5 protein-coding genes, 17 tRNA genes, 3 rRNA genes and 1 riboswitch are annotated in these 12632 nt (G+C 44.4%); of the genes, 24 read left to right on the forward strand and 1 reads right to left on the reverse strand.

Going from position 1 to position 12632, the window contains the following annotated elements; translation table 11 throughout:
* Positions 1-78 precede the first annotated feature (78 nt).
* The 22 genes from LBYS11_RS01290 to LBYS11_RS01395 all read left to right on the forward strand — a co-directional run bounded on the left by LBYS11_RS01290 (position 79) and on the right by LBYS11_RS01395 (position 8611).
* Positions 79-1630, forward strand: a 16S ribosomal RNA gene (locus tag LBYS11_RS01290).
* Positions 1631-1811: 181 nt separating this feature from the next.
* Positions 1812-4738: ribosomal RNA gene (locus tag LBYS11_RS01295) — 23S ribosomal RNA — on the forward strand.
* 67 nt (positions 4739-4805) lie between these two features.
* Positions 4806-4921: ribosomal RNA gene (gene rrf, locus LBYS11_RS01300) — 5S ribosomal RNA — on the forward strand.
* The 16S, 23S and 5S rRNA genes sit together here with 17 tRNA genes alongside, the layout of an rRNA operon.
* A gap of 11 nt (positions 4922-4932) precedes the next feature.
* Positions 4933-5008 (forward strand) — tRNA-Val (locus tag LBYS11_RS01305).
* A gap of 4 nt (positions 5009-5012) precedes the next feature.
* A tRNA-Asp gene (locus LBYS11_RS01310) sits at positions 5013-5088 on the forward strand.
* 8 nt (positions 5089-5096) lie between these two features.
* Positions 5097-5172: transfer RNA gene (locus LBYS11_RS01315), tRNA-Thr, on the forward strand.
* Between the two features lie 7 nt (positions 5173-5179).
* A tRNA-Tyr gene (locus tag LBYS11_RS01320) sits at positions 5180-5263 on the forward strand.
* Positions 5264-5267: 4 nt separating this feature from the next.
* A tRNA-Trp gene (locus LBYS11_RS01325) sits at positions 5268-5341 on the forward strand.
* A 48-nt stretch (positions 5342-5389) separates the two neighbouring features.
* A tRNA-His gene (locus tag LBYS11_RS01330) sits at positions 5390-5465 on the forward strand.
* Between the two features lie 9 nt (positions 5466-5474).
* Positions 5475-5549, forward strand: a tRNA-Gln gene (locus LBYS11_RS01335).
* 13 nt (positions 5550-5562) lie between these two features.
* A tRNA-Lys gene (locus LBYS11_RS01340) sits at positions 5563-5635 on the forward strand.
* 18 nt (positions 5636-5653) lie between these two features.
* Positions 5654-5730 (forward strand) — tRNA-Arg (locus tag LBYS11_RS01345).
* 15 nt (positions 5731-5745) lie between these two features.
* Positions 5746-5822 (forward strand) — tRNA-Pro (locus tag LBYS11_RS01350).
* Between the two features lie 15 nt (positions 5823-5837).
* A tRNA-Ala gene (locus tag LBYS11_RS01355) sits at positions 5838-5913 on the forward strand.
* A 13-nt stretch (positions 5914-5926) separates the two neighbouring features.
* Positions 5927-6019: transfer RNA gene (locus LBYS11_RS01360), tRNA-Ser, on the forward strand.
* Between the two features lie 6 nt (positions 6020-6025).
* Positions 6026-6101: transfer RNA gene (locus LBYS11_RS01365), tRNA-Phe, on the forward strand.
* Positions 6102-6106: 5 nt separating this feature from the next.
* Positions 6107-6180, forward strand: a tRNA-Gly gene (locus LBYS11_RS01370).
* A gap of 4 nt (positions 6181-6184) precedes the next feature.
* Positions 6185-6258 (forward strand) — tRNA-Ile (locus LBYS11_RS01375).
* Between the two features lie 6 nt (positions 6259-6264).
* A tRNA-Asn gene (locus tag LBYS11_RS01380) sits at positions 6265-6341 on the forward strand.
* A gap of 1 nt (position 6342) precedes the next feature.
* Positions 6343-6414 (forward strand) — tRNA-Glu (locus tag LBYS11_RS01385).
* 570 nt (positions 6415-6984) lie between these two features.
* Positions 6985-8031, forward strand: coding sequence for a nitric oxide synthase oxygenase (locus LBYS11_RS01390; RefSeq protein ID WP_103117308.1), 1047 nt, complete (start codon positions 6985-6987; stop codon positions 8029-8031).
* 49 nt (positions 8032-8080) lie between these two features.
* A complete protein-coding gene (locus LBYS11_RS01395) occupies positions 8081-8611 on the forward strand; it encodes a hypothetical protein (protein WP_103117309.1) in 531 nt (176 codons plus the stop codon).
* 67 nt (positions 8612-8678) lie between these two features.
* On the opposite strand, the gene LBYS11_RS01400 is transcribed toward LBYS11_RS01395, so the two are convergent.
* Positions 8679-9887 (reverse strand): CynX/NimT family MFS transporter, encoded by a 1209-nt coding sequence (locus LBYS11_RS01400; RefSeq protein ID WP_048391934.1) that lies wholly within the window; start codon positions 9885-9887, stop codon positions 8679-8681.
* A gap of 178 nt (positions 9888-10065) precedes the next feature.
* Positions 10066-10242, forward strand: a riboswitch (Lysine riboswitch).
* A gap of 80 nt (positions 10243-10322) precedes the next feature.
* On the opposite strand from LBYS11_RS01400, the gene LBYS11_RS01405 reads away from it, so the two are divergent.
* The gene (locus LBYS11_RS01405; RefSeq protein WP_054548681.1) at positions 10323-11786 is read left to right on the forward strand and encodes an amino acid permease; all 1464 of its coding nucleotides are present in this window, start codon (positions 10323-10325) and stop codon (positions 11784-11786) included.
* 150 nt (positions 11787-11936) lie between these two features.
* Positions 11937-12629, forward strand: coding sequence for a response regulator transcription factor (locus LBYS11_RS01410; protein WP_048391932.1), 693 nt, complete (start codon positions 11937-11939; stop codon positions 12627-12629).
* The last annotated feature ends 3 nt before the right edge of the window (positions 12630-12632 follow it).

Here is a 12632-nt window from a genome sequence, read left to right on the forward strand (position 1 = left end):
CTAGTTTTGCTAGTGAACAAAACAAAAATTTTGGACATCAAACATGATGCCAGCAAAATTTGAGCTAATCAAATTTCTTTTATGGAGAGTTTGATCCTGGCTCAGGACGAACGCTGGCGGCGTGCCTAATACATGCAAGTCGAGCGAACAGAAAAGGAGCTTGCTCCTTTGACGTTAGCGGCGGACGGGTGAGTAACACGTGGGCAACCTACCCTATAGTTTGGGATAACTCCGGGAAACCGGGGCTAATACCGAATAATCTCTTTTGCTTCATGGTGAAAGACTGAAAGGCGGTTTCGGCTGTCGCTATAGGATGGGCCCGCGGCGCATTAGCTAGTTGGTGAGGTAACGGCTCACCAAGGCGACGATGCGTAGCCGACCTGAGAGGGTGATCGGCCACACTGGGACTGAGACACGGCCCAGACTCCTACGGGAGGCAGCAGTAGGGAATCTTCCACAATGGGCGAAAGCCTGATGGAGCAACGCCGCGTGAGTGAAGAAGGTTTTCGGATCGTAAAACTCTGTTGTAAGGGAAGAACAAGTACAGTAGTAACTGGCTGTACCTTGACGGTACCTTATTAGAAAGCCACGGCTAACTACGTGCCAGCAGCCGCGGTAATACGTAGGTGGCAAGCGTTGTCCGGAATTATTGGGCGTAAAGCGCGCGCAGGCGGTCCTTTAAGTCTGATGTGAAAGCCCACGGCTCAACCGTGGAGGGTCATTGGAAACTGGGGGACTTGAGTGCAGAAGAGGAAAGTGGAATTCCAAGTGTAGCGGTGAAATGCGTAGAGATTTGGAGGAACACCAGTGGCGAAGGCGACTTTCTGGTCTGTAACTGACGCTGAGGCGCGAAAGCGTGGGGAGCAAACAGGATTAGATACCCTGGTAGTCCACGCCGTAAACGATGAGTGCTAAGTGTTAGGGGGTTTCCGCCCCTTAGTGCTGCAGCTAACGCATTAAGCACTCCGCCTGGGGAGTACGGTCGCAAGACTGAAACTCAAAGGAATTGACGGGGGCCCGCACAAGCGGTGGAGCATGTGGTTTAATTCGAAGCAACGCGAAGAACCTTACCAGGTCTTGACATCCCGTTGACCACTGTAGAGATATAGTTTCCCTTTCGGGGGCAACGGTGACAGGTGGTGCATGGTTGTCGTCAGCTCGTGTCGTGAGATGTTGGGTTAAGTCCCGCAACGAGCGCAACCCTTGATCTTAGTTGCCATCATTTAGTTGGGCACTCTAAGGTGACTGCCGGTGACAAACCGGAGGAAGGTGGGGATGACGTCAAATCATCATGCCCCTTATGACCTGGGCTACACACGTGCTACAATGGACGATACAAACGGTTGCCAACTCGCGAGAGGGAGCTAATCCGATAAAGTCGTTCTCAGTTCGGATTGTAGGCTGCAACTCGCCTACATGAAGCCGGAATCGCTAGTAATCGCGGATCAGCATGCCGCGGTGAATACGTTCCCGGGCCTTGTACACACCGCCCGTCACACCACGAGAGTTTGTAACACCCGAAGTCGGTGAGGTAACCTTTTGGAGCCAGCCGCCGAAGGTGGGATAGATGATTGGGGTGAAGTCGTAACAAGGTAGCCGTATCGGAAGGTGCGGCTGGATCACCTCCTTTCTAAGGATTATTTCGGAATACAAACCTTGGGTTTGTAAGATTACGTTTTGCGTTCAGTTTTGAAGGTTCATTCTATCTGAATGAAACACTTCAAAACTTGTTCTTTGAAAACTGGATAAAACGACATTGAAATTGTAACAAACACATTTATTTTTTAAGTTTTTTATAGGCTTAATAACTTGGTTAAGTTATTAAGGGCGCACGGCGAATGCCTTGGCACTAGGAGCCGAAGAAGGACGGCACTAACACCGATATGCTTCGGGGAGCTGTAAGTGAGCTTTGATCCGGAGATTTCCGAATGGGGGAACCCACTACGTTTAATCGCGTAGTATCTTGACGTGAATACATAGCGTCTTGAAGGCAGACCCAGGGAACTGAAACATCTAAGTACCTGGAGGAAGAGAAAGAAAAATCGATTCCCTGAGTAGCGGCGAGCGAAACGGGAAGAGCCCAAACCAAGAGGCTTGCCTCTTGGGGTTGTAGGACACTCTATACGGAGTTACAAAAGAGCGAGTTAGATGAAGCGACTTGGAAAGGTCCGCCAGAGCAGGTAAAAGCCCTGTAGTCGAAAGTTCGTTCTCTCCTGAGTGGATCCTGAGTACGGCGGAACACGTGAAATTCCGTCGGAATCCGGGAGGACCATCTCCCAAGGCTAAATACTACCTAGTGACCGATAGTGAACCAGTACCGTGAGGGAAAGGTGAAAAGCACCCCGGAAGGGGAGTGAAAGAGATCCTGAAACCGTGTGCCTACAAGTAGTTAGAGCCCGTTAATGGGTGATAGCGTGCCTTTTGTAGAATGAACCGGCGAGTTACGATTACGTGCGAGGTTAAGCTTTAGAAGGCGGAGCCGCAGCGAAAGCGAGTCTGAATAGGGCGAAATAGTACGTGGTCGTAGACCCGAAACCAGGTGATCTACCCATGTCCAGGGTGAAGGTGAGGTAACACTTACTGGAGGCCCGAACCCACGCACGTTGAAAAGTGCGGGGATGAGGTGTGGGTAGCGGAGAAATTCCAATCGAACTTGGAGATAGCTGGTTCTCTCCGAAATAGCTTTAGGGCTAGCCTCGTGATGAGAATACTGGAGGTAGAGCACTGTTTGGACTAGGGGGCCATCCCGGTTTACCGAATTCAGACAAACTCCGAATGCCAGATATTTATACACGGGAGTCAGACTGCGAGTGATAAGATCCGTAGTCAAAAGGGAAACAGCCCAGACCACCAGCTAAGGTCCCAAAGTAATCGTTAAGTGGAAAAGGATGTGGCGTTGCACAGACAACCAGGATGTTGGCTTAGAAGCAGCCATCATTTAAAGAGTGCGTAATAGCTCACTGGTCGAGTGACGCTGCGCCGAAAATGTATCGGGGCTAAACGATTCACCGAAGCTGTGGATTGACATCTACGATGTCAGTGGTAGGAGAGCGTTCTAAGTGCGTTGAAGTCAGATCGGAAGGACTGGTGGAGCGCTTAGAAGTGAGAATGCCGGTATGAGTAGCGAAAGACGGGTGAGAATCCCGTCCACCGTATGACTAAGGTTTCCTGAGGAAGGCTCGTCCGCTCAGGGTTAGTCGGGACCTAAGCCGAGGCCGATAGGCGTAGGCGATGGACAACAGGTTGATATTCCTGTACCACCTCCTCACCGTTTGAGAAATGGGGGGACGCAGTAGGATAGGGTAAGCGCGCCGTTGGTTGTGCGCGTCCAAGCAGTAAGGCGTGTGTGTAGGCAAATCCGCACACTGTAACGTTGAGCTGTGATGGCGAGTCCGTATGGACGAAGTTCCTGATTTCACACTGCCAAGAAAAGCCTCTATCGAGGTGAGAGGTGCCCGTACCGCAAACCGACACAGGTAGTCGAGGAGAGAATCCTAAGGTGTGCGAGAGAACTCTCGTTAAGGAACTCGGCAAAATGACCCCGTAACTTCGGGAGAAGGGGTGCTCTTGAGCGTGCAAGCGCATGAGAGCCGCAGTGAATAGGCCCAGGCGACTGTTTAGCAAAAACACAGGTCTCTGCAAAACCGTAAGGTGACGTATAGGGGCTGACGCCTGCCCGGTGCTGGAAGGTTAAGAGGAGTGGTTAGCGCAAGCGAAGCTGCGAATTGAAGCCCCAGTAAACGGCGGCCGTAACTATAACGGTCCTAAGGTAGCGAAATTCCTTGTCGGGTAAGTTCCGACCCGCACGAAAGGCGTAACGATCTGGGCACTGTCTCAACGAGAGACTCGGTGAAATTATAGTACCTGTGAAGATGCAGGTTACCCGCGACAGGACGGAAAGACCCCGTGGAGCTTTACTGTAGCCTGATATTGAATTTTGGTACAACTTGTACAGGATAGGTAGGAGCCAGAGATCTCGGAGCGCCAGCTTCGAAGGAGGCGTCGGTGGGATACTACCCTGGTTGTATTGAAATTCTAACCCATGCCCCTTAGCGGGGCAGGAGACAGTGTCAGGCGGACAGTTTGACTGGGGCGGTCGCCTCCTAAAAGGTAACGGAGGCGCCCAAAGGTTCCCTCAGAATGGTTGGAAATCATTCGTAGAGTGTAAAGGCACAAGGGAGCTTGACTGCGAGACCTACAAGTCGAGCAGGGTCGAAAGACGGGCTTAGTGATCCGGTGGTTCCGCATGGAAGGGCCATCGCTCAACGGATAAAAGCTACCCCGGGGATAACAGGCTTATCTCCCCAAGAGTCCACATCGACGGGGAGGTTTGGCACCTCGATGTCGGCTCATCGCATCCTGGGGCTGTAGTCGGTCCCAAGGGTTGGGCTGTTCGCCCATTAAAGCGGTACGCGAGCTGGGTTCAGAACGTCGTGAGACAGTTCGGTCCCTATCCGTCGTGGGCGTAGGAAATTTGAGAGGAGCTGTCCTTAGTACGAGAGGACCGGGATGGACACACCGCTGGTGTACCAGTTGTCTTGCCAAAGGCATCGCTGGGTAGCTATGTGTGGACGGGATAAGTGCTGAAAGCATCTAAGCATGAAGCCCCCCTCAAGATGAGATTTCCCATTACGCAAGTAAGTAAGATCCCTCAAAGACGATGAGGTAGATAGGTTCGAGGTGGAAGTGTGGTGACACATGGAGCTGACGAATACTAATCGATCGAGGACTTAACCAAAAAAGTTTGAAACATTCAATGTATCGTTTATCTAGTTTTGAAAGAATAAGTCTTTCAGCTGAATAAGTGAAGTGATGATGGCAAAGAGGTCACACCCGTTCCCATACCGAACACGGAAGTTAAGCTCTTTAGCGCCGATGGTAGTTGGGGGCTTCCCCCTGTGAGAGTAGGACGTCGCTTCGCTTATTTTTTGTGGAGGATTAGCTCAGCTGGGAGAGCACCTGCCTTACAAGCAGGGGGTCGGCGGTTCGAGCCCGTCATCCTCCACCATTTTGGTCCCGTGGTGTAGCGGTTAACATGCCTGCCTGTCACGCAGGAGATCGCCGGTTCGATCCCGGTCGGGACCGCCATTATTATTGCCGGTGTAGCTCAGTTGGTAGAGCAACTGACTTGTAATCAGTAGGTCGTGGGTTCGACTCCTATCGCCGGCACCATTCCCTTGGAGGGGTAGCGAAGTGGCTAAACGCGGCGGACTGTAAATCCGCTCCTTAGGGTTCGGCGGTTCGAATCCGTCCCCCTCCACCATTTTAGGGGCATAGTTCAACGGTAGAATAGAGGTCTCCAAAACCTTTGGTGTGGGTTCGATTCCTACTGCCCCTGCCAGGTATTGAGGTACTCGTTCATAATACAGCTAATATAATCTATATAGTGGCGATTGTGGCGAAGTGGTTAACGCATCGGATTGTGGTTCCGACATTCGTGGGTTCGATTCCCATCAGTCGCCCCATTTTAAAATTGGGGTATAGCCAAGCGGTAAGGCAACGGATTTTGATTCCGTCATGCCTAGGTTCGAATCCTAGTACCCCAGCCATTTTTAATTTCACGAGCCATTAGCTCAGTTGGTAGAGCATCTGACTTTTAATCAGAGGGTCGAAGGTTCGAGTCCTTCATGGCTCATCATTTTTTAATTAACATGCGCCCGTAGCTCAATTGGATAGAGCGTCTGACTACGGATCAGAAGGTTATGGGTTCGACTCCTGTCGGGCGCGCCAATAAAATCATGTTTACGGAATGTAGCTCAGCTTGGTAGAGCACTTGGTTTGGGACCAAGGGGTCGTAGGTTCGAATCCTGTCATTCCGACCATCTTTCATGATAAATGGGGCCTTAGCTCAGCTGGGAGAGCGCCTGCCTTGCACGCAGGAGGTCAGCGGTTCGATCCCGCTAGGCTCCACCATTGTAATATTTTTGGAGGTATACCCAAGTCTGGCTGAAGGGATCGGTCTTGAAAACCGACAGGCGGGTAACACCGCGCGGGGGTTCGAATCCCTCTACCTCCTCCATTTTTCGGGTCAGTAGCTCAGTTGGTAGAGCATTAGATTGAAGCTCTAAGTGTCGGCGGTTCGATTCCGTCCTGACCCACCATTATTGCGGGTGTAGTTTAATGGTAAAACCTCAGCCTTCCAAGCTGATGTCGTGAGTTCGATTCTCATCACCCGCTCCAAAATGGGCCTATAGCTCAGCTGGTTAGAGCGCACGCCTGATAAGCGTGAGGTCGATGGTTCGAGTCCATTTAGGCCCATATTATTCCGAAGTAGCTCAGTTGGTAGTAGCACCTGACTGTTAATCAGGTTGTCGCAGGTTCGAGTCCTGCCTTCGGAGCCACGGCCCGTTGGTCAAGTGGTTAAGACACCGCCCTTTCACGGCGGTAACACGGGTTCGAATCCCGTACGGGTCATCAAGCATGTAGCACAGATGTGTGTTACATGCTTTTTTCTATTCTCCTGTTCTTTAAACGATAAAAGATAATGCAATAGCAGAAAAAGACCTATTTGCAAGGTGAGGGACTGAATTTAATTCCCCTAGCATCTTACTATGGGCTCCTATAAGCCGTTTCACTTACCACGTACACTTCCATGGTCAATACTTTTGTGAAGGCTGCTTGACTTCTCTAGTATAGCGATACAGGCGAAATCCTGGCCAGAGAATTTGTGAAACTGGTTCTGCTCTATGCGAAAGCGAAGCAACAGCAGCAAGTAAGTAGCCCAGAACGTATAGCTTTTTCACCATTTACAAAAATTCTATTGATTTCTTTGTTCTACAACCCCCTGAAAAAGGCTACATGACTACTGTAGCCTTTTTATAATAATTAAAATCTTTCTCCCTTACATTCTCTTACGAAAGAGAGTCTATAGAGTAAATATGAACAAACTATTTCATATATAAAATATGTATGTTTTTTCAATTACTATTTTCATGGTGCTTGTTGTTTTGTTCCTCTAATATGAGGATAAGTGGAGGAATCGATATGAATATACAGGAGATACAGCAATTTTTAAGTCTATATCAGACAGAACAAAATGAATCAGAACTTTGGTTAAAGAATAGATTACAGGCAGTTAAGGATGCAGGTAAATATCACCCAACAACAGAGGAGCTAGTTTTTGGCGCACGTGTGGCATGGCGAAATAGCAATAAGTGTATTGGACGTCTGTTTTGGCAGTCACTGCATGTGGTAGATGCACGTGATGTTTTAGATGAAAAGGCTATTTTTCAAAAATTACTAGAACATATTGATTATGCGACAAATCATGGGAAAATTCGTCCAACTATAACAGTGTTTGCTTCAGATAGAGTACGGATTTGGAATCATCAACTAATTCGTTATGCAGGCTATGAAACAGATGCAGGCATTATTGGAGATTCACAGTCCATTAAATTTACAAAAGTGTGTGAGTCGTTAGGATGGAGAGGTAAAGGAACTGATTTTGATGTACTACCACTCGTTATACAGGTAGATAATCGTGCTCCTCAAATGTTTGTAATTCCTGAAGAAAATATAGTAGAGGTCTCAATCCGTCATCCAGAGTCAAACGATGTGGAAAAATTAGGAATGAAGTGGTATGCCGTACCTATTATTTCGAGTATGCGTTTTCAAATGGCTGGAATTGATTTTCAAGCAGCTCCATTTAACGGCTGGTATATGGGAACAGAGATTGGCGCACGAAATTTAGCAGATCATGATCGTTATAATATGTTACCTGCAATTGCAGAGATTTTTAATCTTGATACAACCAAACAAGCGTCTCTTTGGCGTGATCGTGCTTTAGTAGAACTTAATATTGCTGTTCTTCACTCATTTAAAGAAGATGGTGTGAGCATTGTTGATCATCATACAGCAGCTCAGCAGTTTAAATTGTTTGAGGAGGCAGAAAAATCAACAGGAAGAGAAGTTACAGGCAACTGGACATGGTTAATCCCACCACTTTCCCCTGCCACAACTCATATATTCCATAAACCCTATGTAAATATTTATCATACACCAAATTATTTTTATCAAAAACCATGCTATTAGTGTAAAAGAATTGTTTACTTTCGATACTTTTGATGAGAGAGGGCTTACTATGTTAGATCAGCAAATTCCCAATATCCCATGGAGACAATTGACGACACCTTATGGTAGAGGTACAGCCATTCCTAAGCTGATAGAACAGGAGCAATACACACAACTAGCTGAATTAATTGAACATCAAGGTACACTGTGGCAGGTGACACCATGGGTTTTGCTTGTCCTTCTAAAAAAGCTTATTCGTAAAAAATTAGAGGTTGTCTCCTTACAAGAGGTACAGTTATATTTAGCTGTGGCACATGCTATTACCAAGGATTATCTCGACCCAGTCAATACTGTTAAAAATATGCAGGAGCTATTAGACGTCAACTATTTGTGGATAGAAAATGAGGATAATGATGAGCAGGAGTGGGAGAAAGAAACGCCAAAGGGCTATGAGGAGCAAGCTTTTGTAGGCTATTACTATTATAGTTATATGCTTTTACAAGAGGCTGTTCCTATTTTTTCTACTATAACAGCTCATAATAATGAAGCATCAGAATGCCTTGCTGAATTGCTAACATTACTCCAGCAACCCGACAATTAAGTAATGTGTAAACACTATATAGAAATAGAGCAGATGGAGGAATCAAATCCACCTGCTTTATTTAATTTTAATGCACATATTCATCCTTAGAGGCTCTCATTGAGCAAAAGAAGAGTAACATTGCTACAACGACAAAGAGCCATCCCGCAATATTCCAGCCGCCAAATAAATCATGCAAGTAGCCAAAAAGAATAGGACCAATTGCGGCAAATAAATAACCCAAAGATTGCGCAAAGCCTGATAAATCTGCTGCTTCAAATGCAGTACGAGTCCGGAGAGTGAAGAACATCATTGCTAGGGCGAATGAAGAACCACCTGCTAACCCTAGAAGAACCATCCACAGTACCCCAAGACTTGTCCATTCCATGACAACCCCAACAAAGCCTACTAAATAGAAGGATGTAAACATCAATACAAGTGGGCGTTGAGAAGTCATTTTACCAGCAATAATAGGCACTGCTAAGGCCATTGGTACTTGTGAGAATTGCATGATTGAAAACATCCAGCCAGCTTTATCAGGTGCTAAACCTTGAGCAATATAGATCTCAGGTATCCAAGCTGCTGTTGTGTAGAATAATAAAGATTGTAAACCCATTGCCCCTGTGACAGCCCAAGTAACAGGTGATTTCCATAAAGGTGTACTGGTCTTCTTAGATGTAGTAACTGGTTCCGGTTTATTTGATTTTAGTTGAGGTATCCAAATTAAGATTGTAATTAGAACGAGTATGAGTGCAATGGAAAGTGCACCTTGCCAGCCTAACGATGAATTAGCTATCGGATAGCTAATACCAGCACCAAGGCCAGCAGTAAAATTCATGGACATGGTGAAAAAGGCCATTAATAAACCCACATGATAGGGAAATTTCAATTTCAATAATCCTGGAATTAGTACATTTCCAAAAGAAATGGCTACGCCAATTAACACAGTACCCAATAGAAGTAATTCTGTAGTACCAAGTGAACGTAGGACAATTCCTAAAGCCAAGAGAAAAGTTGATAAAAATAATGTTAGCTCAAGCCCTAGTTTGCGTGCTACAACTGGTGCAAATGGAGATATAACAGCAAAAGCCAGCAATGGTATCGTTGTTAGAAAGCCTGCCAAAACATTAGATATTCCAAGATCTTCACGGATAAAGGATATAATTGGGCCAACAACAGTTAGTGGCATTCGTAATGTAGAGGCTATAAAGATAACTCCAAAGACTAAAAGTAAGGTTGTTCCTTTCCAGCTAATTTTTTTACTTGGAAAACTAGTGGAATGATCATTTGTAGTCAAAATAAAATCCCCCCTAATAATAACCATTCTAATTGAACTACTATAACACTTTATCACACTATTAAAAATAGTAGAAGATTCATAAAATACAGAACATTTGTGGTTGTATTGAAATGTCTATGGTCTTATGTTAGTATAATAAACATCATAAATTTAATAATTATATGCCTCATGTTTGTATTGAGGTAGAGGTCGCGATATTTATAAGTATGCTAATTGAAATGACAAGCATTGATGAAATTAGCTGAAAGGAAATATTGCCGAAGTGTGAGGGGACTTGAAAACCTCATGCTGGGGCTGTCTCCGAAAGGAACAGAACTGTCACGTTTGCACAACGTGTTGAGCTATCATGTAGGAAAACTGAGGATTAAGTAGCCATCACAGTGTATATGTGATGGCATTTTTTTGCCTCATAAATAGGAAGGAAGCTATATCGTGAGTGAAATAAAAGTAAATCAGCTCGGACATAAAGCGCCGAAGCTGAAAAAAGAATTAAAAAGCCGTCATATTACAATGATTTCTTTAGGCGGTACAATTGGTACGGGGCTATTTTTAGCCAGTGGAGGAGCAATTGCTCAGGCAGGTCCTGGAGGAGCATTGCTTGCCTATGCTTTAATTGGTATTATGGTGTATTTTTTAATGACAAGCTTAGGGGAAATGGCTGCCTATATGCCATCCTCAGGTTCATTTAGTACGTATGCAACCAAATTTGTAGATCCTGCTTTGGGCTTTGCATTAGGCTGGAACTACTGGTATAACTGGGCAATCACCATTGCTGCCGAAATTGCTGCTGTGTCATTAATTATGAAATATTGGTTCCCAGATAGCTCATCAGCACTTTGGACAGTATTATTTATTGCTGTTGTATTGACGTTTAATTTACTATCCGTAAAAAGTTATGGTGAAAGTGAATATTGGTTTGCCATGATTAAAGTAGCAACGGTTATTGTTTTTATTATCATTAGCTTACTAATGATTTTTGGTATTTTAGGTGGGCAGGCTCCTGTAGGTTTCACTAATTTCTTTGTTAGTGATGGGCCATTCCATGGTGGCTTCCTTGCTACATTTGGTATTTTCCTAGCTGCAGGATTTTCATTCCAAGGAACAGAATTACTAGGAATTACAGCTGGTGAAACAGATGATCCTGGTAAAAATATTCCGAAGGCTGTTAAATCTGTATTTTGGCGTATTCTTTTGTTTTATATTTTAGCGATTGGTGCAATTGGGATGTTAATTCCATTTACAGACGAACGTTTATTATCAGAAGATATCGCAGTATCACCGTTTACACTAGTGTTTGACCGCCTAGGTATTGCCTTTGCTGCTTCATTAATGAATGCCATTATTTTAACGGCTATGCTGTCAGCAGGAAATTCAGGACTATATGCATCTTCTCGTATGTTATGGCAATTAGCAGTGGATGGACATGCACCTAAATTTTTTGCAAAGCTAAGTCGTAGAGGTATTCCGATTTATGCACTTATGGCAACATTAGCTGTAGGCTGTTTAGCATTTTTGGCATCCTTCTTTGGCGATGGAGTGGTTTATATCTGGCTATTAAATGCTTCTGGAATGTCTGGCTTTATTGCATGGCTAGGTATAGCGTTTAGTCATTATCGTTTCCGCCGAGCGTTTGATGCACAAGGCTTAGATCCAAAGTTATTACCTTATAAAGCCAAATTATATCCGTTTGGACCATTATTTGCTTTTACAGTTTGTATGATCGTAGTCATTGGACAAAATTACACAGCCTTTACAGGCGATAAGATTGATTGGTACGGTATCCTTGTTTCGTATATTGGGATTCCATTATTTTTAGCATTATGGTTTGGCTATAAATTAAAGCACAAAACAAAAATGCTTCCACTTGAAGATTGTGATTTAAAAGTTGAAGATTAAATAATAGAGCTGTTCTATAAACCAAAGAGTGATGGTTTATGGAGCAGCTCTTTTTTCAACACTCATAAACAAATCTCTAATGATACATCATAAATATGGTAATGTAATATACATATGGAAATTGGGTTTTGATAGGAGAGGTGCATCATAGTGCAAAAGCATATTTTACTTGTAGAAGACGATGAAGCCATTCGTGAAATGGTTTCTAATTACTTAACGATGGAAGGTTTCCATGTCACAACAGTGACTAATGGCGAAGAGGCATTACAAAATTGTTTGCAAAAAACCTTTGATTTAGTCATCTTAGATATTATGATTCCTAAATTAAATGGATTGGAAGTATTAAAGATTATTAGAGAGCAGGCAGCACTTCCTATCATTATTATGTCTGCAAAAGACAGTGATGTTGATAAAGCATTGGGCTTAGGATTAGGGGCAGATGATTATATTGCTAAACCCTTTTCTATGCTGGAATTTTCAGCACGTGTAAAGGCTGTTATCAGAAGAGCTACGAAATACTCTAGTCAAGCTGAACAAAAGCAAGAGGTCCTCGAAATTGATAATTTAAAGATAGATATCGTTAATTTCTCAATAACAAAGAGCGGACAAGACATAAAGCTGACATCAAAGGAATTTTCCATTTTAAAATTGTTTGTGACAAATCGTCACAGAGTTTTTACCAAAGAGCAAATTTATCAGACGATATGGAAAGATGCCTATTACGGAGATGAAAATATTATAAATGTACATATCAGAAGACTCCGTGAAAAAATAGAAGATGATCCGTCACATCCTCACTATATTAAAACCCTATGGGGAATCGGCTATAAATTTGAAGGGTAAGAA

The organism is Lysinibacillus sp. YS11 (genome assembly GCF_002896375.1).
Taxonomy (GTDB): Bacteria; Bacillota; Bacilli; order Bacillales_A; family Planococcaceae; genus Lysinibacillus; species Lysinibacillus capsici.